We start from the raw sequence: 21475 nt of genomic DNA, 5'->3' as shown, positions 1-21475 counted from the left end.
AGATTAGCAGAACCAGATTTGGTCAACCAAAGATTCTTGGATTTAAGAGAGGATGGGACTACCATCTCTCCAGATTCCAACCAAGCCGGAGAGGTCATGAGACCACTTGTATTATTTCTTTCGGTTCCCTGTCTGCTTACCAATATGGCCAATGCCCAGGCACTCTGGAAAGAGGCAAGGGCAGGAATGTCTACAAAGGAGCTATTGAAAACCATTAAAGGGCTGGTTCCTAATCCAGAAGATAGCCCATTGAGTGATGGTTCAACGTCTCCGTATATTCTGAAAGATGTGATGCTCGATGGTGAATCCTTTACGGCTATGTTTTATATTAAAAATGATAAATTGAAGCAGGTTCACTTGTCTGCTCCCTCTGAAATTGGTAGAGCTTCAGCCGTAAATACGTATAGTAATTTGTTCAAAAGCTTATCGGATAAATACGGAATGCCAAAGCGAACCGATGTGGCGTCATTTACTAGAAAAGAAATGATCTGGATTTTGGGAAAAATTGATATAACGTTATTACTTATTAGTAGTGAAGACGGTAAATTGAATTTCCTGAAAATAATATACGGAACAAGATTAACCAAAGAACGTGAAAATCTGTAGTGAATAATAATGGATGGGAGAAAACATGGAAAATTACAAGGAATTTCTAGCCGTAGTGGGTGTTATTTCGGCCGCACTAATCGCGGGTGGCTTCTCCTATATTAGCATGATTATTTCAAAGGAAAATGAGATATCCAAATTTAGGCAAGCTTGGATAGATGCGATAAGAATTGATGTTTCAGATTTCTTTGGTTTGGTGAACGCATTATATAGATTTACGGACCATGGCAACCATGTTATACATACTGTGAACCATGTGGAAATAAAACCAGAAACACACATGGACGCACTATCAAAGATGAATGCCCTGGCTAATCGCATAATACTCAGGCTAAATCCGACAGAGCATTCTGGACTTGTTTCCATGATAAAGGAAATACAGGCTGATACAAACGGTAAGGCTAGATTTGCTGACTCGGTATTGAGAATAGCGCAATTTGAGTCAGTGATAGATGCATTTGCGTATATGTTAAAAAAAGAATGGAATATTGTAAGAGATGGTGAAAATGTGTTTAAGAAAAGCAAGAAAATTGCTTATCTAATTCTTGTTACTGCCTTCAGCGTTTTTAATATTACTATTATAATTTATTTCGGATCATTTGTTTTTAAGCTCGTGATCCCATTGTTAAAATCGATTTTTGCTTAGTGACAAGCTTCAAATACTATTGTCGAATCACCGTTGGGATTGATTAATTAGATGTAAAATGCTGATTTTGGAATTAGTAAGACAACCGACTCAAAAGGCAAAAACGCCAAACAACCAAAATAAAAGATTGGAGATCGAACAATGGAAAATCTATGGATATACATTGTAAAGACGTATGGCCTAGTGCTATCTATTGCTCTTGTTATTGCATACGCTGCATACAAAGGATTTGAGAAATATCTGGTTTACGCTGGAGAAGTGAAAAAGATTAAATTGGGAAATGAGCTTGAATTGGCAAAGATAGACAGGTCTGCCGAATTAAAGGCAATGGAAGAAGCAAAAATTGAAGAAAGAAGAATGCAAAAGATTCATTATGATATTTCAAGACATTACCAGGAGGTATTGGACCAAATATATAATAACGTCAAAAGCTATTGGCAGATTGAAAAATCGCAAGATGATCCCAAATACGCCATTGGTAATATTCGTCAAAGGACACAAGAATTGATTACATTTTCAAGAATGCAAATGATTCATTTGGGGCCTGAATTTGTTGACATGATGGAAAAATATCTATTGGAAGTAGAATCGATTATAAATATACCTTGGAATGATGGTTATAGGACTGGCGTTGGTCAGTATTACCGTCCATCAATTGCTTTTACAGAGAAGGACCGTCAAAGGCCATTGGATATTTTGAAAATGCTTATGGAGAAAGCAAATTACCTGGGATGAAAATGTAGATTGGAGATTTGATGTTACCTGGAGAAGTAATACGAATTGTAGTAGAACAGGTCCCGCCAAAAGCATTATGGGAAAAAATTGCTCAATTCTCTGGACTGTTCACATTATTTACTGGTTGCGGTGCTATATTCGCAATTTACAATGGGATTAGAAGTAACAGAGAGCAAAAAATAGAAAGACAAAAACGTGAAGACGCTGACAAACCCATTCTAGTATTGAAGGACAATTTGACATATCAAGATGGTCTTTTTAACAATATTGCAATACGGTTTGAGCTTGAAAACATCAGAAATAAGCCATTAAATAATATCAGATATGTTATATTTGAAATAATGAAAGATGGGAAAAGAATATCGACTGATGCGACTGATTTAGAGACGATACCCATGTATGGCAAGATAGGAAGGAATGAAGGCTCTACCGATATATTGAGTAATAAAGTCCTTGGAGGCAACAAGTCATCAATTGCTATTATTGTTCGCTCTCCACGCATAAGGTATAAAGAATCTAACGTAGAAATTGTATTGATCGTTGAAGCTGAAGGAATAGACGGTCTTATTAGTAGGGGTGTGTATTTTATACATTATGCGCCGAATAGCAAAATGCTTACAAATTACATGTATGCCAAAATAAGAACAATTAGATACTCAGGCAAATCGGAATTTACGGATATGCCATCCATGCTGTATTGCAGTAATGGCGATATTAATCCAATCGTTAATGTTGGAATTGAAAAATATTTTGAAAAACATATCAATACTGAATTATTATCAATGCTTTCATTGGTTGGACTTATTAAGGTTGTTGGTTCTGGACGGCGAATGCGCCCAGCTTCAAGTAGAAAAATGGGGAAAACATCAAAAAGGCAGGTTGCTTCTGCCAAAATCAATGTGATTAGATTGGGTGATCTTTGATTAGCTTGCTTTGTTGAGCTTGATTCCAAGGTGCCTGATTAGACTTAGCAGGTCTTCTCTCTTCCTGTAATCTTGTCTGGAACCACTCTTTCCCTTATTGCAAAAGATGCAGAGAATCTGGAGATTTTTGATTTCAAGCTCCTTCTCTGGTGCCTCATTGCGGCTGATGATGTGATCGACTGATAGAGGCCCGCCAGAGGCTCCGCAGGCCATGCAGCGGTGCCCAAAGACCTTGTAGGCCTCTGCCTTCTTCTCTGCCCATTCTGGAGAGCGGTAGAAGGCCCATCTCTCTTCTCGCTTCTTCAGGTAGGCATCAAAGGTGCCCTTGCTGTAGGCCTGGTAGAAATCCTCAAGGAACCTCTCTTCATCCTCTCGCTTGACCTTCCCTCGTGGGAGCATTGGGAATTCAGACTGGAGATGGGGAATCATGTGCCAAGCGACAGACAATACCCTTGTTTGAAGCATGTCCAGCTTCTTGAGAAGTGCGTATACATCTTCTTCTAATTGCTCTTTACGGCTTATGGTTTCGCTCATCACTACTCCAGCCCGTATAGGATTTGGAGCATGATGTCTATCTTCTGCTGTTCTACTGTCTCAATATCTGTTAGGACACTCTCTGTTGCTGCATCAAGAGCTTCTAAATCATACTTGAGCTTTTGTAATAGTATCTTGCGTGTATCATTGTCCATTGTGTGAATCTCTGATATTTAATTCATAAATACGATTCGGGTCTATTGAATCGGGATGAAATTAATTTAGAGATTCACTGTAATGGTGTTTCTTGAATTGCCGTGTGGCCTTGGTTCCATCTTGGGACTTTTGGCCGGACTTGGAGTAGGCATCTCTTGCTTGATGGTTCTGGTCGTGCTACTACAGGTTGATTCGCTTCGGAGCCGAACATGATTGGACTGATATGGGGAGAGATCGGCTTACTTGGGCTTGGAGTCTATGGCTGGTGGAGCCTGAAAACCCTGGTCAAGGCTACGGACGAAAAGATCCGAGAGGCAGTAGAGAAGAATCTAAAAGATTACCAAAGCGGTATTGATGAAAAGATGAAGAGGCTGGAATCTGATTTGGGAAAGGAAGCATTTTCTCACAAGCTTGAACAGGAGAAGAGATTTCAATTTGTTGGGGCATTTTCTATCGCTACCCACGTCTTGTCAAAATCGTATAACGGCATGAGAGGTAGTATCGCATTTGAAAGACCTGATGAATTCAAAAAAGAATTAAAGAATTACACTAAAGCATTCTCAGAATGTAATGCTATTTTCTCAAATCATAAAGCCTATCTTGATAAAGTGATTGTAGATCGCATTGAAATGCTCTTGGGGTCTATCCCTTTCATGTTGACGCCCTTGCTTGGCACCGTATCCACTTTTGATGAAGGGATTGATGATGCAAAAAGGAAAGAATTGGATAGAATACGCAAATATATTAATTTTATTATTGATTTAATTGAAAATTATACACGAATTGCGACGAAAGACTTTGATCCTGCATTAGATCAATTGATTTTTGAAGAGGTTGCCTCTGATCTTGGTCTTGATCCGGTGAAGGCTATTGAGCTATTAAAAAATATGGAACCCAAGGGTGATTATTTAGAAGAATTGAAGAAATTTGTTATGAAGCCAAAAGGTTCATATTTAGAAGATTAGAATGGAATTGTTATAGAATAGTGTTATTGATTATTATGCAATGTATGACCATTACAAATGTTAATGATAATCTCTGGTCTGCCATTTCTGTAGAGAGTGGCTTTGATCACGTTGAAAAATATATTTTCAAAATCGCTTTTACGGACGGTTCAATCGTCCGAATTATATTATAGAGGCCAAGACCTGGAAAGTAGCCGAGGAATGATAGCGGCAGATGTTTTAGGAACCGTCTCAGGAAGCTATAATCTACTTCGACTTGTTATTATAGCCACTCGTAAGAGTGAATGCCCTAATTGCTACCGGATTTGGTTGTTAGGGAATTACCGTCATGTCCAGGCTGTGAAGTCTGGAGTAAGACTAAAGTGGGGAACAGCGTGACCCTCTCCAGAAGCAATCAATTTAGACTCAGGAATCAAATTGACCTTCACCTTTAGAAATCCGGTAGGTTGAATCTATACCACTTCACCAGTAGCCATTGAATCTCTTTTAGGTCTGATAGTCAGACCATTTTTTAGAGAATGGTTGCTGGGGAAAGTCATAGGTTATCTTCATTAAAAGATTATTCTTTTAGTGTTTCTCCGAGCCGAAGGCGAGGAAGAGTAAAACCCTAACGAGCGAAGCGAGTGGGTTTTACGATACAAAGAGATTGAATTGAATAGGTCAATAGATGTTAAATCATCTTGTTTAGGCCAATATTACAGGTAGAGATATTATGTGTATGATTGGCCTAATGCATCTTGTGTATCATGCTTTTTATTGCTACACGAATATGTTTTATTATGTTAAATCTGCCAAGTATCTTGCGAAATTTGAATTTGCGTAGAGCATTAATCAAGTCCTTGTCAAACAGCATCTTATCGATTTTATCATCGTGAATATCTGTTAGGCATATTACAAGTCTATCAATAATGGCTGGATGTAGATATGGAACAAAAGCTGTTTCGCCAAGTGCCAATTGTCCAGCCGAATTTGCCTGATATAATACAGGTCTTCTTTCTTTCATGCACATTTCCATTTCATCACCAGATTGAATTGCCATTCCTTTTATTATAAAATATAATGTGAAAATGTTTTCACCAGTATTGCCAAATACATCTGTTGTCTTAAGCATCATTATTATCAATGATTTTGGTTCTGGACATGGCAATATATTGTGTTGTAGATCAATTTGATGCCCATCTGTTCCTATCATGTAGTCAAAGTGGTATCTGCTTGTATCTTTTTTTACATTACTCGGATAGGTTATAAATATTGTCTGCTCTATACTCTGGATTTTGTTTCTTTTCGTGTTGTATAGCATGAATTTCAAGTCAACCATGTTGAAATCTTTTTCGACTGATGATGAATCTTCAACATTCATATAGCCAAATTGTAAATCTGGTTTGCTCCTATCCAATTCCTCTTTTCTGGCCTTGTTCGCCCAGTAGACACTTAGCCAGCTTGCACCAGCAGCCAAGAATGAAGCAGTAGCTGCAAGGGCACTTAGCCCATTTGTAGAGAGCCAGCTTTGGTGAGGCATCGCTTGAACAGCCACATGGTAGACAGGATCAAGGAACATGGTCTATCTCCACTGATGCGTAAGAGGATACATCATACTATTTGGTCTTCTTTCAGCTTCACTCTTTTTCGGAATTTCGACCATATAGACTTCTTCTCTTCTTCAGGTTCCTTATCAACAATTTCCCAAATGTCAGGCAGAAAATCTTTGTATTGAGGTTGCTTTCTAAATTCACGGAAATCAAGGTCCTGATTTAATATTTGAGATAGACATAATTGGTCGTATGTATCCATATTCACTATTACGTGGTCCCAGATGATTTCTCTAATTGAATCAAGAATCAAATAATTTGTATCAATAGGCTTTGATATTTCTGTTTCAAGTGCGTCAAAGCTATTTCCAGGTTTAACCTGCTGACCATATATTGAGAAGGCTTCTCTATTCGATGAATCCATAACAGATAGAAAAATGAATAAAAACATATTCTCTGGATTATAATTGCTATCATTCTCTAGGTCGATGTTAAGCGTATGCCTATAACAATGACTGTATTGAAGAGGCATGTTTTCATAACCAATAGATAGCACCTTTGAATCGTCTGTAACCGCATAAACATAGTCAACGTAATTAATATTTTCACCCTTGATGTTACTGATTTTGACGGTAATAAATCTTGGATATATTTTTGAGCCTAATATCTGGCCATTCTTTGTGTCACTATGAAATATGATGCTTTCAAAATCCATTACTGGTTTCTGCTGATTTAGCTGCTGTTTGTATTCCTTCTTCATCACATCTGCTGATTCCCGGCTGGCCCTTGCTGCAATCTTTGCTTGATAGGCCGCCACACCAGCGACAATGGCACCAGCAAGAGAGGCCAGGTTGCCCCAATTCAATGAAAGAAAACCCGGTGTTGGCATGGGAGGTGCCTGGACCTGTTGGATTTGCTGAATTGCCACATGAACCAGATGGCAATTAGAACAAGCCTGTTTAATTGGCTCAAGTAACATGCTCTGGCTCCTTGGCTATAAATCTGGATTTATTTTTCTACACTGTTCAAGGCTTTTTATGAATAAAGCGTCTTGTTCTAATAGTCTAATCATTTTATCTCTTTTGTTATACCTTAGATGTGCTTTGCTCATATTTATGATTTCTGCATATATTTCACCAATAGCGGCTGTCAATTCATGCTGGATTGGTTCAAGCTTTTTGCTAATGGTAATATTAAAATTATTGCAGCATGATTTATCAAATTTTTCGCCATATATTGCAAATTTGCTCTTTCCGTTAATGTCGTGAACATTTACAAACAAAAACAAATAAACATCTTTGTTGGGGTATTTTTTTGGATTTTGAATTATCTCGTCTATAATGTAATGATCCCTGCAAGAATAGGCTATTGAGTGAAAATTGAAGCCAATATCGATAATTTCGTTGTCGCTATAAAATGCATATATATATGAAATATCTTCAAGATATTCTTGACGCTTGTTCTTGACGGGTATTGTGAATCTGTGCAATACGCACCGTGTTGGGTCATGGTATTGAGAGTAATTATCTCTATCTTTATTCGTCAATTCAATCTTTCCGAATTCGAGCAAGGGCCTCTTTTGGTCCGATTCATCTTGATACTGTTTTTGCATGATATCGGCAGATATCCGGCTGGCTTCTGCCGCATCTTTGCTTGATTGAACGGCTTCACGGCTGACGACTAAAGCATCTTCGCTTGCCTTTGCTGATTCTCGGCTGATGCTGGCTGCAAACCCGGAAATTATTGCTGCCACACAGGCTCCTATGCCTCCGGTGATTGCCCCAATTGCACCTATCCAGGCCAAGGTATTGCTTGAAGTGGAGGCCTGCTGAATCGCACCATGAACCGGATGGCAATTAGAGCATGCCTGCTGAACCGTTTGAAGAAACATGCTCTGACTCCCGGAATGGGCAGAGCATATCAGATATTTTTGAAAATAAATTTGAGAAATCGTCTCATCTCTCGGATCAAGAGACAGAATTAATCTCTAGAGACCATCAATCAATGCTTGTATTCCAGCTATCTTCTTTCCCACCATCTATTAATCAGCTTTACATGACCAGAGGGCGATATCGAGTCCTGACACCAGAAGGAAGAATCTGGAAAGCCATAGCTCAGCATGAGATTCTGAAACAGATTGAAGCTCATGGCCTCTCTGGTGATGTTCAGGCTCTCAAAGGTCAAAGCCTGTGCCTGGTTCTACGGCTCCACTGTCCTACCTGGTTCACAAAAGCCGGTGGGATCAGGATCAAGGATGCTGCCAGCTATGAGAAGGCGGCTGTTGATGCCCTATTTGAAGCCTTGAGAGAGATTGAGGCTGGCTTGGACGATTCACAGGTCTTTGGTTTGTGCCTCCAGAAGATTTGTAGTGTAGAAGAAAAGATAGAAATAGAGATCATGGATATCCAGGTCGCTATTCAGACTCCATAATGTGGTTCCTGTTATTGATGATGGGTTATACGGTATGGGCCTTTATCGTAATACTTGATATCGCGTTATTAACATTATTGATTTGTTTGTATATTGAAAGAAATAAAAGATGATGCCATACGATGAACAGATGGTCACTGAAATAGAGAAGAGGACCATCCAAGAAATATTAAAGACCAGGACCATTGACTCATGCTCTCCAGCCTTCATCAAGCGAGCCTGTGCCTACTTCCCAGAGATTCAACCGTCCACAAAGCCAAGGAAGGGCAGGCCAGCCAAGACGCCATTCATCACAGAGGTTGGTCAATACCTCTGGCTCAAATGGAATCTGAATAAGACAGATGCCAATAGAGATGATTTCATTCTCTACTTGTGTCGCCTGATCTATGGAATGATGGCGCGTATGACCAAATGGGGTGATCTATATGAAGATTGTTTTAATAATCTTGTGGTATCTGGGATCAAGAATATTGGGAAGTATGATCCAAAGCGGGTGATTGGACAGGACAAAGACGGTATAGATGTCTATGCCACTGTCTACACATACTTCTATATGCGCTTCAAATTTGATCTTCAAGGGATGAATCAGAAGCTCACTGATCATGCTGTCCATACCGGAACAATGGATGAATGGCTACTTCAAAGTGATCCAGATGATTTAATCTATGAAGAGACATATGATCCTGACGGTAGAGAAGATCCATACTCTATGCCAGACGATCATTCTGGAGAATAGCCGGTGATTGAAGATGATGATTGTTAATGTTGATATGCAAGTCCAGCCAGTAATTGAATACTTCAAAAATATCCAGAGAGAAGACCAGATTCCAGAGGCTATTAAGCGAGGTCTCAATATGTTGGCTGATAGATTCCAACAGAGAATGAGAGAGCGTATCGAATCCTCATTCAAGATCAAAGACTCACGCAAGAAATTCATATTCAATTCAATCAAGATATCTAAGGTGAATAGGGCAACAAAGACAAAGTGGAATGTCACCATCTCTGTTGAGTATGCCCAATTGGCATCCTTTGAAGAAGGGCAGGCGCACACACCGGCTAATGGTCGATCTCTCTTGGCTGCTCAAGCTGGAAAGCTCACAAACAAGATCGTAAGAGGCTCCAATGCTCTGGCTATGCGGAACCTGACCTTTGGCTCTGGCACGATCCAGCCCCACCAGACAGGCGGCAATAGAACCTTCTCACTGAAGAGCGACACAGGCTCTCTCATGATCTTCCAGAGAACAGGGAAGAGGACCATCAAGCCAATCTATCGCATGACCAGCCGCATCACTCGACCTGTGAAGCCCCACTTCATAGACACGGCAAACCAGATTGTCTCAAGCGAATACCAAGAGGTCTTCACGCAGGCTATCGAACAGGTATTCAAGAGCATGAGGCCAAAGAAGTAGCAAGGTGAGTGATCAGAGATGTTGGGCACGAAAGGTCAATCACTCATGCGCCCTCATGATTTCGATGGGTCCTTCATAAATGGCCTGCAAATCGGAGGTTCGCAACGCCCGCTTTTCCACTACTCTTACTCGATTTGAACCGATTTGATATAGATATAATAGTAGATTAAGTATATTGGACCCTAAGATAGTAGCGCAATATGGTATAGCGAGAATATATAATGGCAATAATTAAAAACCTTAACACAGATAATATGACCCTTGATAATGTTCATGATATATTAGGTTTATCACCACAACATATATCAAATTTGGTTAAAGATAAGGGTCTTCCATTTCGTATTGATCCAGAAAAGGTGGGTAGAACAAAAAATTACTATGTTCTTGAAGATGTTCTTGCTTGGTATGTTAAGTATCGATCAGGTTTGAAAGATGAAGACTTGGGACCATTAGACCAAGCTCGATTGGTGAAGCTCAAGATTGAAGCTGATAGAGAGAAGCTGAAATACGAACGAGAGAAAGAGGCTCTTCTGCCTGCTCGTGATATTGAAGATGGCTGGTCAAGAACCATTTCAGCCGCTAATACCATGCGTGAAAGCTTTGGCGATCTAGCCTCAAAGCTCATCCACGATGGACAGACAGAAGACGAGAAAGCGTCAATTCTCCAGGCGCAGATTGATGCAATTTTCGAGAAAATGAATGAGGCAACATTTATCAAAAATGTGTTTATTGAAGATGAAGATATAGAAGAAAGTAGTATTTAAGTGGATATCAGAATTAAGGACACGCTTAGGCGTGTATTGACTATTATCAAGCCAAAGCCAGATATTAACCCTGCTGATTGGGCAAATATATTCCTGTATGTTGCGGGTGGTGAGTCGAGGTTTGCTGGCAGATACAATACAACACTAATGCCATATCAGTATGAAATGTTGGCCGTAGGAAATGATAAGAGATACCAAAGAATTACATTTATGCTGGCAAGTCAGACAGGCAAATCCCAGGTAATTACTGCCTATATTCTCTACTACACACACTACAAACCTCGTCCAAATGGTATCTATTTCCCAAAAGATACCCTTATGAAGAAATTCGCAGATGACAGACTCGCTCCGTCCATCTCCAATAGCCCAGAAATCAGACCGCTCTTTAAGAAGGCTATAGAAGATAGACAATCTACTCAGGAAGATAAGCAGGCTTCAAAGTGTGCAACCCATTCAAAGACAATGGTTGAACAGGCCAATACTGATGTTGAAATTGCACTTGAGGCTATTACAGCACGATTGGACATGCTAGAAAATCATTCAGAAGGTGCCAATACAAAGATGTCAGACCATGATGTAAGAATTGCAAAGCTTGAGATTCAGATTTCAATTGAGCTACGAAATATTAATGAAAAGCTTGATAGGTTAATGTCTGGTAGATAGTATGCAATTGTCGAAACACCTTTCAAAAGAAGAATTGGAACATTCTGATATTGCTGTTAAGAATGGAATTGATAATTCGCTTCCAGATGATTTGATTCCAAGAGCCAAGATCCTTGCCGAATTTCTCTTTGAACCAATCAGAGAGGCACTGAATACGCCAATACACATCAATTCCGGCTGGAGATGTGACGAGCTTAATAGGCTGGTAGGTGGAGTGTCTACAAGCCAACACGCAAGGGCTGAAGCTCTGGATATGGTTCTTGCTGATATGCCACTACTAAAGGCCCTACGGCTCATTCTCCAGGCAGGCATAATCTTTGATCAGCTTATCTTGGAGGGCATGTCAGATCAGAATCCTCACGGAACCTGGATTCACGCCTCATATGCCACGGCAAATAGAGCAAATAATCGCAACATGATTCTGCTCTGCAATGATAAAAAGAAATATACACAAGTCACAAGAGAGCAGGCATTAAATTTCATTCAAGGTCAGGGATTTTGATATTTTGATTCAGAAAATGGGCAAAAAAAATAGGCCATCCAATGATTTCTCAAAGGATGGCCTAAGCTCTATCTACTCAGCATCAGGAATCGAAAGCACTATCTTTCCAAGAGCTTCTGATACCAATTTTACTCTGGCTTCATAGTGTTTATCTGATTCATTATCTTCTTTTGGCATGTATACATTTTTGATTAGATCGTCGTCAATGCCTTCAATATCATTTCTGGCAATGTCTAACGCCACTTCACAAGCCTCTTTCCAGGCTTCATCTACTTCTTTCTGCTCTGGAATGTTGAGCTTGTCTACTGCCTCTTGGATATTGTTAAGGTTGTTAGTCATTTCTACTTCTCCTGTCCTTTGATTACCGCAAGTCGGTTGAATAATGCTTCTTTTGCCTCATCGTTGTTTTTGACGGTTTCTAGGGTGTATTTCAATGTGAGTGTTTCACCTTCATATGTCCAGGTGTAGGCTTTTTCCAGAGTGAAGAGGTCAAAGATGCGCCTGCATTCAAGACAAAAATCAAGCGGCCTCACATGCGTATCAAGCAACAAATTGTATAATTTTAGCTTGTTTTCTTTGATGTATTCAGCCGCGAATGCATTTCTCTTATCGTCATCATCAATGTAATCAAAAAATTTGATGATGTTCAAGAGTGTGCTTTCGTCCAGGAATTCATAAGCATTGGGGAAATTCAATCTCATTTGAGGTTCCCGCCTAACGCTGAATGTGGGGAATACATTGATTCCGCAAATGAATGTTTCGCAATTGATGGATGCCATTTCTATTTCTCCTTTTCTGTTTCTTGGTTGAGGTAGACTTCTACCAATTCCTTGATAATGTTGCTAATGGTTGTGTTATGCCCTTTTGCAAGCTCCTTCAGCTTGTCATGTGTGCTTTTAGTAAGGTAGGTATTGATTTTGCTTCTTGCTCTAATCTCTGGTGCTTTGAGTGGTGCGGCCATGGCGGCTCCTGTGCGAGTGGGAGCAACAGTGCTCCAATGGATAGGGCAGGAGAGCTATAACCGTTCCCAACCGCTCGCACTTCAAAAAAGCGAAGTAGAATAACGGTAAAAATATGAAAAATAAGTGCATCATTAAATGGTTCATGTCACGGATTTGTTAACAATTTGCCTTTTAGCCAAAATCTCCGAAAAAGTGCCCTAGCAGGTAGGGCCGTAATGTTGAATCCTCCGGCAAACGATTTCTAATCTTTTGGGTTTTGCCCCATGATCTCTAATCCAAAGACCTATCATCCCTAATACTAATCTTTATGCCAAAAAACGAGACATATTCTCACCGCCTGGGCCTCTGTCGTGTCCAGGCAGGGTAGGGTTGGCAGGCAAAGCCTTAGAATGCGCAACCATTTCAACACTTAGGGCTAGGGTAGAATCGGCATGACCCTAAGTGCAGGTAGTAGGCATCTTGGGTATTCGGGATGCTGGACAGGGTAGGGCGGGGCAATTGAGAAGGCGTCGCAATGGTATTTTAGCAATCACTGATGTTTGGCACTTGCTCCAGATTACTAATCTGCTTGACAGATCAAAGGTTTAGACAAATTCATATAAATCCAGAGAACCACTGAATAGAAATTACAATGAATACTTCAATATTAACAAGCCAAATACGTAAGTATTGATTATAATAGAAATGCAAGTGCATGGAACCAGAAGGAATGTCCGGATTTTGTCCGACCTTCAAATCCTTGATATGGCTAAGTATATTTAGATTCAATGCCTAAAAATTGTTAATTAAAATAGCTAAATGTTGAAAATAAAGGTTGTTATTGCAAGAAACCAAGACTGCAAATCTGCCATTCATCGGTTCGATTCCGATCGGCGCCTCCAGTAGATGAAGAAGCCCGCGAGACCAGATCTCCGGGCTTTTTTCCCAGGTCTCCAATCCTGCCGTCCTGTTCCCGCGCCCTCGGCCGGCGGTTGCGGCGGGGTTGACCGCACTCCCGGAGAACCGATACTTTCCCTGCACGGCCCGAGGCGGGCAATTTCCCGCAGATACAGCCCCCGATCCCGGGGGCTTTTCATGTATTTTCTTCCCATGGCTGAGAACAAGACCCGACCCACCCAGGCCAGCGTGGAGGCCTACCTCGCCGGAATCGCCGATGGATCCAGGCGCGACGACTGCCGGGAGCTGGTCCGTCTGATGACCCGCGTGACCGGCTATCCGGCAGTCATGTGGGGGTCCGGCATCGTGGGCTTCGGAAGCTATCACTACAGGTACGAGAGCGGCAGGGAAGGGGACTCCTGCCAGGTGGGTTTCGCCTCCCGGAAGGGCGATATCAGCATCTACCTGATGGCCGGTTTCCCCGGGCGGGACGAACTCCTCGCGAAGCTGGGAAGGCACAAGGTGGGCAAGGCCTGTTTGTACGTTCGACAGCTCGGCGACCTGGACCTGGCGGTGCTGGAGCGGCTCGTCGCCGGGTCCCTGGCCGAGGTGCGGCGCCGGTACCCCTGACGGGACCGCCGGGGTTCCCGAACGAACCTTCCGGGATGGGGCGTACCGGGAAATGGCCAAGGTTCGCGGGGGCGATTCGGCCTATAGTTGGATGATCGCACCCATGCCCAGCTGTCTGCCAGCTGGTTTCTTCCCAAGGACGCCTGATCATGGTTCCCGACGAACCGAAGCTCGCCGTGCGCGCTTTCCGAGGCTTCTGGCCCCTGGCGGGGCTGCTCTGCGGCGTCCTGCTCACGCTGGTGGCCTGGTCCATGAGCCGGCAGGTGGAGCGGACCCGGATCCGGGACCTCCAGAGGGACCAGGCGCGGTCGCTGGCGATGCAGCTGGAATTCCGGATGAAGAGCCTGGAGGAGGTGCTGCGCGGCAGCGCCGGGTACCTCGGGCGCGGGTCCCTCCCCAGCCGCGGGGAGTTCCGGGACTACGTGGAAGGGCTGGAACTCCCCACGCTGCACCCGGGGGCCCAGGGGCTGGGGTTCGCGGAGTGGATCGCGCCCGGTGACCTGGAGGCCCACACAAGGCGCATGCGCCGGGAGGGCTTCCCGGACTACCGCGTCGAACCCGGCGGCGCCCTGGCGCCCGGGCAGGACGGATGCAGCGCCATCATCTACCTCGAGCCCATGGACGCCCGCAACCGGCGGGCCTTCGGCAAGGACATGTCGGCCGACCAGGTGCAGCGCGCTGCCATGCTCCGGGCCCGCGACCAGGGGGTACCGCTCATGTCCGGGCCGGTGACCCTCTACCAGGAGACCGCCACCGACGTGCAGGTCGGCACCCTGTTCTATGCGCCCGTGTACGACCGGCGCCTGCCCCGGGACACCGTGGCCCAGCGCAGGGTGGCCTTCCGGGGCTGGACCTACCTCCCCTTCCGCATGGGGGACCTGGTCCGCGGAACGTTGGCCCAGGAACGGGTTTCGGCCGACGTGGCCCTGGTGGACGGGCCCGCGCAGGGCGGGGGGCCCCTGCTCTTCGAATCCGTCCCTGACTTCGCCCGTGGCGGGCCCGCGCTGGAGCGCTCGTTCCCCGTGGGCGGCCGGGTGTGGACGCTGCAGGTGCGCTCCAATGCCTCCTTCTTCGCCGGGGCGGGCAGCAGGGGCCACTGGGAGATCCTGGTGGCGGGCCTGGCCCTGAGCCTGGGATTCGCCACGGTCCTGTTCCTGGGCCAGGGAGCGGCGCACCGCGCACATCGCATGGCGCTGAGCATGGCCGAGGAGCTCCGCATGACCGGGGCCCGCTTCGGGACGCTGTTCGAGAAGGCGCCCGTGGGCATGGCCATCGTGAACAGTGTCACGGGAGGCTTCGTGGCGGTGAACCCGCGTCTGGGGCAGATCCTGGGCTATACCCCGGGCGAGCTCCTGGAGCGCACCTTCCAGGACCTGACCCACTCCGACCACGTGGCGGCGGATCTGGCCTCCCTTGGGGACGTGATCTCCGGGAAGGTCGAGGAGTTCGCCAAGGAGAAGCGCTACCTCCACAGCGACGGCCACGTGGTCTGGGGGCGCCTGAGGGTGGTCCGCCTGCCCTTGGATCTGGGAGGGGTGCCCCATCACCTGGCCCTCGTGGAGGACATCACCGGCCACATGCGGGCCCTGGAGAACCTGCGGGAGAGCGAGGCCCGCTTCCGGAACCTGGTGGAGAACGCGGTGGATCCCATCTTCCTCTTCGATCCGGAGGGCCGCATCCTCCTGGCCAACCTGGAAGCCTCGAGGCTCACCGGGTATTCCCGGGAGGAACTGGCGAACCTGCGGGTGCAGGACCTTTCCCCCGACATGCCCATGGACGCGTACGCCGGCATCTGGAACGCCCTGGCCTTCGGCGAGTCGAGGCGCTTCGAGGGGCGCACGCGGCGCAAGGACGGCACCTCCTTCCCCGTGGAGGTCCGCATCGGCCTTCTGGCTCCCGGCGAGCCCCGGCAGATCCTCTCCATGGTCCGGGACCTCAGCGCCGTGGACCAGGCCGCCCAGAGCGAGCTGCGGGCCCGCAAGGCCGAGAGCCTGGTGCTCATGGCCGGAGGCATCGCCCACGACTTCAACAACGTGTTCCAGGCCATCCAGTCCAACCTCGAGATCGCCGGGTTCATGACCAAGGGGAACGTCGACCTTGCCCTGATCCTGGACCAGGCCCGGGCCGCCCTGGGCAGGGCCGTGACCCTCTCCCGCAAGATGCTGGACTTCTCGGGCCGCGGCATCGTGCGCCTGGAGCCGATGGAGCTGGAGGATCTGCTCGATCGCGTTCCCCTGAAGCCGGGCCTGATGCTCGAACGGGACTTCCATGCCGTGCCCCCCATCCTGGGGGATCCCGGCAAGCTCGAGCAGGTCGTGACGGCCATGTTGGACAACGCCCTGGAAGCCGGGGCCTCGCGGGTCCGCCTGCGGCTCCGCACCCATGCCGGCGCCGGGGCCGGCACGCACCAGGGCGTGTGGCCCCTGCCCCAGTTCCACGCCCCCGGCACCGTGTGCCTGGAGGTGCAGGACGACGGTCCCGGCGTGGCCCCGGACAAGCTGCACCTGATCTGCGACCCCTTCTACACCACCCGCGAGCCCGGCCGGGGCCTGGGGCTGGCGGCCGCCGTGGGCATCCTGAAGGCCCACCGGGCGGGGTTCCATGTGCAGAACGGGGAAGGGGAGGGACTCGTCTTGCGGATGTATTTCAGGACGGCCTAGGCAGCCAGAAGGACAGGTAACACTTTTCTGGCGGCCTACCCGGCTGCTACCTGCCCAGATGCTTTGCCAGGAACTCGTACATCGCCTTGCGGGCCTTGCGCGCGTAGGACGTGTCGATGCGGTCCCACCCGTGCCCTCCCGGCGCGTCCTGCTCGATCTTCGAATCGAAGGCCTTGCCCGCGGCCTTGAGGTGGGTGATGAGCTGCTCCACCTCCACCACGTCCACGTCCCGGTCGTTGGTGGTGCTGGTGACCATGAGGGGGAGCTTGAGCTTGTGGACGTTCCAGATGGGGCTGCGCCGGCGCAGGAGGTCCACGTCCTCCGTGGGCGGCTTGCCGAACATGCTCTTGACCGTCGCGTCGTCGCGGTATTCCTCCCCGGCGTAGGCCACGCGGGCCAGCAGGTCGCTCACGGGCACGCCGGCGTAGATGCAGGCGAACTTGTCCGGGTGGTCGAAGCCGGCCATGAGGCTGATCATGCCCCCGTGGCTCCAGCCCACCAGGGCCACGCGCCTGGGGTCCACGGGCAGCTCCTCCACGGCCCAGTCCCGGCAGGCCACCACGTCGTCGTTCTCCAGGCCCCCATAGTCGATGGCGTCGTGCAGGCCCTTGCCGTAGCCCGTGGAGCCGCGGTATTCGGGCGCCACGACGATGTAGCCCCGGGCCACCATCTCCCGCACCAGGTGCGCGTGGTAGGTGCCGAAGTCGCCGTGGACGCCCCCGTGGCTGAGGAGGATGGCCGGATGCTTCCGGGCCCGGTCCAGGTTCTTCGGGACGAAGGTGTACGCGTAGATCCGCAGGGGGTGGCGCTCGTTCCGGATGCCGTAGGTCTCCTTGCCCTTGGGGTTGGGCGGGCCCGTCAGGATGACCTTGTCCACCTCGGCCACGTCGGAAAGGCGCAGCCAGAACAGGGCGTCGTCGGCGGACTTGCGCACCTGGTCCAGCTCCCACGCCAGGCTCTCCACGTGGGCTTCGAGGCGCTTGATGCGCGCTTCCGGCGTTTCCTGGGCGGGCAGGGCGAGGGCGAGGGCCAGGGCGAGCGGGATGGAGCGGAACATGGGGCCTCCAGGCCTCGTTTTGCGAGGGACGAACTACTTTAGCCCACTCCCGGAGGCGATGGCCAGTTCCACCCGCTGGCCCAGCTTCAGGCGGGCCTCCCGGGGCAGGGCCACCTTCACGAGGGCGACCCGGATGTCCGAGGGCCGGGCGGGGTCCAGGGGCTTGAGGCGGCGCAGGGACACGGCCGCAGGCACCTCCTCCACCCGTCCCGCCAGGGTGCCGGCGGTGCCCTCCACCTCGATGGCCACCTCCCGGCCCACCGCCAGGGAGGGCAGGTCGTACTCGTCCACTTCGGCTTCCACCCGCAGGCGGTCCAGGTCGGCGATGCGCACCAGGCGCCCCCCGGGGGCCAGGAGCTCGCCGGGCTGGGCCAGGCGCTCCACGATGACGCCGGAAAAGGGCGCCACCAGGGTGAGCTTGGCCAGGGCGGCCTCCAGCTGGGCCGCGGTGGCCAGCGCCGCCTCCCGGCGGGCCCGGGAGAGCCGGAGCTGGGAGTCCGCGTCGTCGAAGGCGCGCTGGCCCACGACCCCCGCGGCCAGGAGGCGCTGCTGGCGCCGCAGCTCCAGGTCCAGGAAGCGGCCCTCGGCCTCCAGCTCCCGCACCCGGGCGCGGGCCGAGGCGAGGCTCGCCTCCTGCTCCCGGGAATCGAGGCGGGCGAGTACCTGCCCCGCCCGGACGCGGTCCAGTTCACGCACGGGGAGCGAGGCCAGGCGCCCGCCGTACTCGGCGGAGACCACCAGGTCGGCCCCGGGGTAGGCGGCCACACGGCCTTCGCAGCGCAGGGCGGAAGGCGCCGCGGGGGCGGGCTGGGGCCGGGCCTGGGCGCGGGGATAGAGCGCGAAGGCGGTGAGGGCCAGGGTGGAGAGGCCGGCGAGGACTAGGGGCAGCTTGCGCATGGGGGGCTCCTTTCTTAGGCCTGGAACCGGCCGTCCCGGATGCGCAGCACCCGGTCGGCGATGTCCTGGACCTTGGGGTCGTGGGTGACGATCAGCACGGCGCGGCCGTGGTCCGTGGCGAGGTTCCGGAAGAGCCGCAGCACCTGGCTGCCGGAGGCGGTGTCGAGGTTGGCGGTGGGTTCGTCGGCCAGCAGCGCCTGGGGCCTCCCGGCCATGGCCCGGGCGATGGCCACGCGCTGCTTCTGGCCGCCGGAGAGGTCCCGGGGCAGGTACCCGGCGCGGTCCGCCAGGCCCATGGTCTCGATCCAGGTGCGGGCCTCCTCCCGGATGCCCTCCCGGGGGAAGCCCTTCACCTGCAGGGCGTACTGGACGTTCTCCACCGCGTTGAGGGAGGGGAAGAGGTTGTACTGCTGGAACACGAAGCCGATGTGGCTCCTGCGCAGGGCCGCAAGGCGCCCGGGCCGGGCGGCCTCGCCCGCGACCCGCACCTCCCCCCCGGTCGGGCTCAGGATGCAGCCGAGGATCTGCAGCAGGGTGGTCTTGCCGGACCCCGAGGGGCCCTCCAGGGCGACGACCTCCCCGGGCTCCAGGTCCAGGGAGAGGCCGTGGAGGATGCGTACGGGCTCGCGCCCCTCCTGGTAGTCCTTGATGATGCCGGTGGCGGAGAGGACGGGCATGGTTCAGCTCCTGAAGACGAGGCCGGGGTCGATGCCGGCCACCTTGCGGAAGCTGAGGCCGGCGGAAAGCACGCACATGAGGAGGGTTCCGCCGCCCACCAGCGCCCACACCCGCATTGGCAGGATGAGCTGGAGGCCGAGGGCGGCCACCGCGGGCCTGAGGCCCAGGACCATGAGGCCGCCCAGGGTGAAGCCCAGCACCGCGGCCACCGCGGCCTGGCGGCCCAGGAGCAGGTAGATGTCGGCGTTGGAGCCGCCGATGGCCTTGACGGTGCCGAACTCCTTGAGGTGGTCCATGGTGGAGGTGTAGAGGGTCTGGGCCACCACCACCACGCCCACCAGCACCCCCAGGAACACCGCGGTGAAGGCGTTCATGCCGATGCCGGTGTTGTTGATCCAGTAGGCGTCGGAGCGGTCAGCCCAGTCCCGGGCGGTGTAGACGTCGTTGTGGGGCAGGCGCCGCCCGATCTCCGCGCGGAGCGCCTTCAGGTCCGCGCCGGGCGCGGCCTTCACGAGGATGTAGGTGGTGCTGCCCGACAGGAGGTCCGGATTGAGCTGCTGGACCAGGCGGTAGTCCATGAAGGACACCGGCGTGGTGGTGAACGACACGGCGCCGCGGGAGCGCCCCGCATAGCGCATGCGCACGCCCTGCACCTGGCGGTAGTCGCCCGCGGCGAACGCGCCGATGCGCCGCGCGGCCGAGGCGTCGGTGACGATGTAGTTGCCCCGGCGGAGGTCCTCGACGCTCCCGCTCTCCATGTCCCAGGGCAGGTTCCAGGCGCGGAAGTCCTCCAGGGCATAGGTGACCGTGCCTTCCGTGGCGCCGGTGGGGAGGGTGGCGTTCACGAAGGTGACGATGAGGTTGTCGGCCCGCGCCACCCCCGGGATGGACCGCACGCGGTTCACATAGGTCTCCGGGAAGGTCTGGGCGAAGTCCACGTTGGGGGTGTTGCGGGACGTCACCCAGATGTCGGCGGGGATGTGGCGAACGATCACCGAGGAGTTCCGGACGAGGCCCAGGAACAGCCCCACCTGCGAGAGGATGAGCTGCACGGCGAAGGCCACGCCGGCGACGGTGATGAGGAACCGCATGCGGTCGTGCAGGAGCATGCGCAGGGCGAGGTCCACCATGGGGGGACTCCTTGCGGGAAGGGTTGGATGTGCAGCTCGCGCCGCGCGGCGGGCGCCGCGGGGCAGGGGGGAGATGGAAGGTCCTACCGGCGGATGCCCCGGATCAGGACGTCGGTCATGGCCTCGATGCGCGCCTGGACGGGGGTCCAGGCCACCCACGCGTCGTCCTTGTGGGTGATGGCCAGCGACATGAGGCCATGCATGCCCGACCAGACCACCTGGGCGGCCAGGTCGGGATCGGTCCAGTCGGGGCGGAGGAGGCCGGCGGCGATGGCCTCCTCGAGGGTGGAGCGCAGCAGGGCGTAGGCGTCCACTTCCGGATTCCCCTTGCCGTCGCCGCCGTGCTCGGGCTTGGCCTGGGGCGGGTTCATGAACATCAGCCGGTAGTGGTGGGGGTACGCCAGGGCGAAGGCGGCGTAGCTGAGGCCGATGGCGCGCACCCGGTCCAGGGGGTCGGGAATGGCGATGCCCCGCGCCAGCTCCTCGCCGAAGGCCCGGAAATCCTCCTGGCACAGCTCCCGGATGAGGTCTTCCTTGTCCTTGAAGTGGAGGTAGATGGTGCGGGGGCTGTACTCGATGGCCTCGGCGATGGTGCGCATGGTGACGGCGTCGTAGCCGCGCTCGGCGAAGAGCTCCCGGGAGACGTCCAGGATCTTCCTGCGCAAAAGCTGCTTTTCTCGTTCGCGTCGATCGGTGGGACCCACGGGGCGCCTCCAGGCTACC

Annotated in this window: 25 protein-coding genes; 13 read left to right on the top strand and 12 right to left on the bottom strand. The window is 51.0% G+C overall.

The features are described 5' to 3' along the window. Window positions 1–96: 96 nt before the first annotated feature. The 4 genes from RAH40_RS04395 to RAH40_RS04380 all read left to right on the top strand — a co-directional run bounded on the left by RAH40_RS04395 (window position 97) and on the right by RAH40_RS04380 (window position 2910). Window positions 97–606: a hypothetical protein gene (locus tag RAH40_RS04395; protein WP_306600865.1), complete on the top strand. Its 510-nt coding sequence runs from the start codon at window positions 97–99 to the stop codon at window positions 604–606. A gap of 25 nt (window positions 607–631) precedes the next feature. Continuing rightward, window positions 632–1252: a hypothetical protein gene (locus tag RAH40_RS04390; RefSeq protein ID WP_306600864.1), complete on the top strand. Its 621-nt coding sequence runs from the start codon at window positions 632–634 to the stop codon at window positions 1250–1252. Window positions 1253–1393: 141 nt separating this feature from the next. After that, window positions 1394–1987, top strand: coding sequence for a hypothetical protein (locus RAH40_RS04385; RefSeq protein ID WP_306600863.1), 594 nt, complete (start codon window positions 1394–1396; stop codon window positions 1985–1987). Window positions 1988–2007: 20 nt separating this feature from the next. Further along, window positions 2008–2910: a hypothetical protein gene (locus RAH40_RS04380; RefSeq protein WP_306600862.1), complete on the top strand. Its 903-nt coding sequence runs from the start codon at window positions 2008–2010 to the stop codon at window positions 2908–2910. Here the strand turns inward: RAH40_RS04380 and RAH40_RS04375 are convergent, their stop codons facing one another. Further along, window positions 2911–3444 (bottom strand): HNH endonuclease, encoded by a 534-nt coding sequence (locus tag RAH40_RS04375; RefSeq protein WP_306600861.1) that lies wholly within the window; start codon window positions 3442–3444, stop codon window positions 2911–2913. Between the two features lie 365 nt (window positions 3445–3809). Here RAH40_RS04375 and RAH40_RS04370 point away from each other — a divergent pair, with 365 nt between their 5' ends. Beyond that, window positions 3810–4565, top strand: a complete 756-nt coding sequence (locus RAH40_RS04370; protein WP_306600860.1) for a hypothetical protein — start codon at window positions 3810–3812, stop codon at window positions 4563–4565. A 727-nt stretch (window positions 4566–5292) separates the two neighbouring features. On the opposite strand, the gene RAH40_RS04365 is transcribed toward RAH40_RS04370, so the two are convergent. Genes RAH40_RS04365 through RAH40_RS04355 form a run of 3 tightly spaced genes read right to left on the bottom strand, consistent with a single transcriptional unit; the run spans window position 5293 to window position 7985 of the window. Next, a complete protein-coding gene (locus RAH40_RS04365) occupies window positions 5293–6123 on the bottom strand; it encodes a hypothetical protein (protein WP_306600859.1) in 831 nt (276 codons plus the stop codon). 32 nt (window positions 6124–6155) lie between these two features. Continuing rightward, window positions 6156–7073: a hypothetical protein gene (locus RAH40_RS04360; RefSeq protein WP_306600858.1), complete on the bottom strand. Its 918-nt coding sequence runs from the start codon at window positions 7071–7073 to the stop codon at window positions 6156–6158. Window positions 7074–7088: 15 nt separating this feature from the next. Beyond that, window positions 7089–7985 carry a hypothetical protein gene (locus RAH40_RS04355; RefSeq protein ID WP_306600857.1) on the bottom strand — a complete coding sequence of 299 codons (897 nt, stop codon included), beginning with the start codon at window positions 7983–7985 and terminating at the stop codon, window positions 7089–7091. Here RAH40_RS04355 and RAH40_RS04350 point away from each other — a divergent pair. The 6 genes from RAH40_RS04350 to RAH40_RS04325 all read left to right on the top strand — a co-directional run bounded on the left by RAH40_RS04350 (window position 7958) and on the right by RAH40_RS04325 (window position 11862). Continuing rightward, window positions 7958–8524 (top strand): hypothetical protein, encoded by a 567-nt coding sequence (locus tag RAH40_RS04350; RefSeq protein WP_306600856.1) that lies wholly within the window; start codon window positions 7958–7960, stop codon window positions 8522–8524. The genes RAH40_RS04355 and RAH40_RS04350 overlap by 28 nt on opposite strands. A 109-nt stretch (window positions 8525–8633) precedes the next feature. After that, window positions 8634–9260 (top strand): hypothetical protein, encoded by a 627-nt coding sequence (locus tag RAH40_RS04345; protein WP_306600855.1) that lies wholly within the window; start codon window positions 8634–8636, stop codon window positions 9258–9260. A gap of 7 nt (window positions 9261–9267) precedes the next feature. Further along, complete coding sequence (locus tag RAH40_RS04340; RefSeq protein WP_306600854.1) at window positions 9268–9933, top strand: hypothetical protein; 666 nt, start codon at window positions 9268–9270, stop codon at window positions 9931–9933. Between the two features lie 221 nt (window positions 9934–10154). Beyond that, window positions 10155–10697, top strand: a complete 543-nt coding sequence (locus tag RAH40_RS04335) for an AlpA family transcriptional regulator (protein ID WP_306600853.1) — start codon at window positions 10155–10157, stop codon at window positions 10695–10697. After that, window positions 10698–11360: a phage terminase large subunit family protein gene (locus tag RAH40_RS04330; RefSeq protein WP_306600852.1), complete on the top strand. Its 663-nt coding sequence runs from the start codon at window positions 10698–10700 to the stop codon at window positions 11358–11360. A 1-nt stretch (window position 11361) separates the two neighbouring features. Beyond that, window positions 11362–11862 (top strand): D-Ala-D-Ala carboxypeptidase family metallohydrolase, encoded by a 501-nt coding sequence (locus RAH40_RS04325; RefSeq protein ID WP_306600851.1) that lies wholly within the window; start codon window positions 11362–11364, stop codon window positions 11860–11862. Window positions 11863–11934: 72 nt separating this feature from the next. Here the strand turns inward: RAH40_RS04325 and RAH40_RS04320 are convergent, their stop codons facing one another. From RAH40_RS04320 to RAH40_RS04310, 3 genes are read right to left on the bottom strand one after another with little or no spacing between them, the layout of a single operon-like run. Beyond that, complete coding sequence (locus RAH40_RS04320; RefSeq protein WP_306600850.1) at window positions 11935–12201, bottom strand: hypothetical protein; 267 nt, start codon at window positions 12199–12201, stop codon at window positions 11935–11937. A 2-nt stretch (window positions 12202–12203) separates the two neighbouring features. Then, window positions 12204–12641 (bottom strand): hypothetical protein, encoded by a 438-nt coding sequence (locus RAH40_RS04315; RefSeq protein ID WP_306600849.1) that lies wholly within the window; start codon window positions 12639–12641, stop codon window positions 12204–12206. Between the two features lie 2 nt (window positions 12642–12643). Further along, window positions 12644–12823, bottom strand: coding sequence for a hypothetical protein (locus tag RAH40_RS04310; RefSeq protein ID WP_306600848.1), 180 nt, complete (start codon window positions 12821–12823; stop codon window positions 12644–12646). Window positions 12824–13898: 1075 nt separating this feature from the next. Here RAH40_RS04310 and RAH40_RS04305 point away from each other — a divergent pair. After that, the gene (locus RAH40_RS04305; protein WP_306600847.1) at window positions 13899–14330 is read left to right on the top strand and encodes a DUF1801 domain-containing protein; all 432 of its coding nucleotides are present in this window, start codon (window positions 13899–13901) and stop codon (window positions 14328–14330) included. A gap of 176 nt (window positions 14331–14506) precedes the next feature. Then, window positions 14507–16990 carry a CHASE domain-containing protein gene (locus RAH40_RS04300; RefSeq protein WP_306600846.1) on the top strand — a complete coding sequence of 828 codons (2484 nt, stop codon included), beginning with the start codon at window positions 14507–14509 and terminating at the stop codon, window positions 16988–16990. A 46-nt stretch (window positions 16991–17036) separates the two neighbouring features. On the opposite strand, the gene RAH40_RS04295 is transcribed toward RAH40_RS04300, so the two are convergent. The 5 genes from RAH40_RS04295 to RAH40_RS04275 all read right to left on the bottom strand — a co-directional run bounded on the left by RAH40_RS04295 (window position 17037) and on the right by RAH40_RS04275 (window position 21456). Next, on the bottom strand, window positions 17037–18047 hold the full coding sequence (locus RAH40_RS04295) for a S9 family peptidase (protein WP_306600845.1): 1011 nt from the start codon (window positions 18045–18047) through the stop codon (window positions 17037–17039). 33 nt (window positions 18048–18080) lie between these two features. Continuing rightward, the gene (locus RAH40_RS04290; protein WP_306600844.1) at window positions 18081–18944 is read right to left on the bottom strand and encodes an efflux RND transporter periplasmic adaptor subunit; all 864 of its coding nucleotides are present in this window, start codon (window positions 18942–18944) and stop codon (window positions 18081–18083) included. A 14-nt stretch (window positions 18945–18958) separates the two neighbouring features. Next, window positions 18959–19621 (bottom strand): ABC transporter ATP-binding protein, encoded by a 663-nt coding sequence (locus RAH40_RS04285; RefSeq protein ID WP_306600843.1) that lies wholly within the window; start codon window positions 19619–19621, stop codon window positions 18959–18961. A 3-nt stretch (window positions 19622–19624) separates the two neighbouring features. Next, window positions 19625–20752 (bottom strand): ABC transporter permease, encoded by a 1128-nt coding sequence (locus RAH40_RS04280; protein ID WP_306600842.1) that lies wholly within the window; start codon window positions 20750–20752, stop codon window positions 19625–19627. A gap of 83 nt (window positions 20753–20835) precedes the next feature. Further along, on the bottom strand, window positions 20836–21456 hold the full coding sequence (locus RAH40_RS04275) for a TetR/AcrR family transcriptional regulator (RefSeq protein WP_306600841.1): 621 nt from the start codon (window positions 21454–21456) through the stop codon (window positions 20836–20838). Between the last annotated feature and the right edge of the window lie 19 nt (window positions 21457–21475).

This window comes from Geothrix sp. 21YS21S-2, from assembly GCF_030846775.1.
In the GTDB taxonomy this organism is placed as follows: domain Bacteria; phylum Acidobacteriota; class Holophagae; order Holophagales; family Holophagaceae; genus Mesoterricola.
The sequence above is the reverse complement of the archived record's forward strand: the minus strand, read 5'-3'. Positions and strand labels throughout refer to the sequence as shown.

Bases quoted from the DNA above. Each gene is read 5' to 3' on its own strand.
- RAH40_RS04395 (WP_306600865.1), top strand. From the start codon at position 97: ATGAGACCACTTGTATTATTTCTTTCGGTTCCCTGTCTGCTTACCAAT.
- RAH40_RS04390 (WP_306600864.1), top strand. From the start codon at position 632: ATGGAAAATTACAAGGAATTTCTAGCCGTAGTGGGTGTTATTTCGGCC.
- RAH40_RS04385 (WP_306600863.1), top strand. From the start codon at position 1,394: ATGGAAAATCTATGGATATACATTGTAAAGACGTATGGCCTAGTGCTA.
- RAH40_RS04380 (WP_306600862.1), top strand. From the start codon at position 2,008: ATGTTACCTGGAGAAGTAATACGAATTGTAGTAGAACAGGTCCCGCCA.
- RAH40_RS04375 (WP_306600861.1), bottom strand. From the start codon at position 3,444: ATGAGCGAAACCATAAGCCGTAAAGAGCAATTAGAAGAAGATGTATAC.
- RAH40_RS04370 (WP_306600860.1), top strand. From the start codon at position 3,810: ATGATTGGACTGATATGGGGAGAGATCGGCTTACTTGGGCTTGGAGTC.
- RAH40_RS04365 (WP_306600859.1), bottom strand. From the start codon at position 6,123: ATGTTCCTTGATCCTGTCTACCATGTGGCTGTTCAAGCGATGCCTCAC.
- RAH40_RS04360 (WP_306600858.1), bottom strand. From the start codon at position 7,073: ATGTTACTTGAGCCAATTAAACAGGCTTGTTCTAATTGCCATCTGGTT.
- RAH40_RS04350 (WP_306600856.1), top strand. From the start codon at position 7,958: ATGCCTGCTGAACCGTTTGAAGAAACATGCTCTGACTCCCGGAATGGG.
- RAH40_RS04355 (WP_306600857.1), bottom strand. From the start codon at position 7,985: ATGTTTCTTCAAACGGTTCAGCAGGCATGCTCTAATTGCCATCCGGTT.
- RAH40_RS04345 (WP_306600855.1), top strand. From the start codon at position 8,634: ATGATGCCATACGATGAACAGATGGTCACTGAAATAGAGAAGAGGACC.
- RAH40_RS04335 (WP_306600853.1), top strand. From the start codon at position 10,155: ATGGCAATAATTAAAAACCTTAACACAGATAATATGACCCTTGATAAT.
- RAH40_RS04325 (WP_306600851.1), top strand. From the start codon at position 11,362: ATGCAATTGTCGAAACACCTTTCAAAAGAAGAATTGGAACATTCTGAT.
- RAH40_RS04320 (WP_306600850.1), bottom strand. From the start codon at position 12,201: ATGACTAACAACCTTAACAATATCCAAGAGGCAGTAGACAAGCTCAAC.
- RAH40_RS04315 (WP_306600849.1), bottom strand. From the start codon at position 12,641: ATGGCATCCATCAATTGCGAAACATTCATTTGCGGAATCAATGTATTC.
- RAH40_RS04310 (WP_306600848.1), bottom strand. From the start codon at position 12,823: ATGGCCGCACCACTCAAAGCACCAGAGATTAGAGCAAGAAGCAAAATC.
- RAH40_RS04305 (WP_306600847.1), top strand. From the start codon at position 13,899: ATGTATTTTCTTCCCATGGCTGAGAACAAGACCCGACCCACCCAGGCC.
- RAH40_RS04295 (WP_306600845.1), bottom strand. From the start codon at position 18,047: ATGTTCCGCTCCATCCCGCTCGCCCTGGCCCTCGCCCTCGCCCTGCCC.
- RAH40_RS04290 (WP_306600844.1), bottom strand. From the start codon at position 18,944: ATGCGCAAGCTGCCCCTAGTCCTCGCCGGCCTCTCCACCCTGGCCCTC.
- RAH40_RS04285 (WP_306600843.1), bottom strand. From the start codon at position 19,621: ATGCCCGTCCTCTCCGCCACCGGCATCATCAAGGACTACCAGGAGGGG.
- RAH40_RS04280 (WP_306600842.1), bottom strand. From the start codon at position 20,752: ATGGTGGACCTCGCCCTGCGCATGCTCCTGCACGACCGCATGCGGTTC.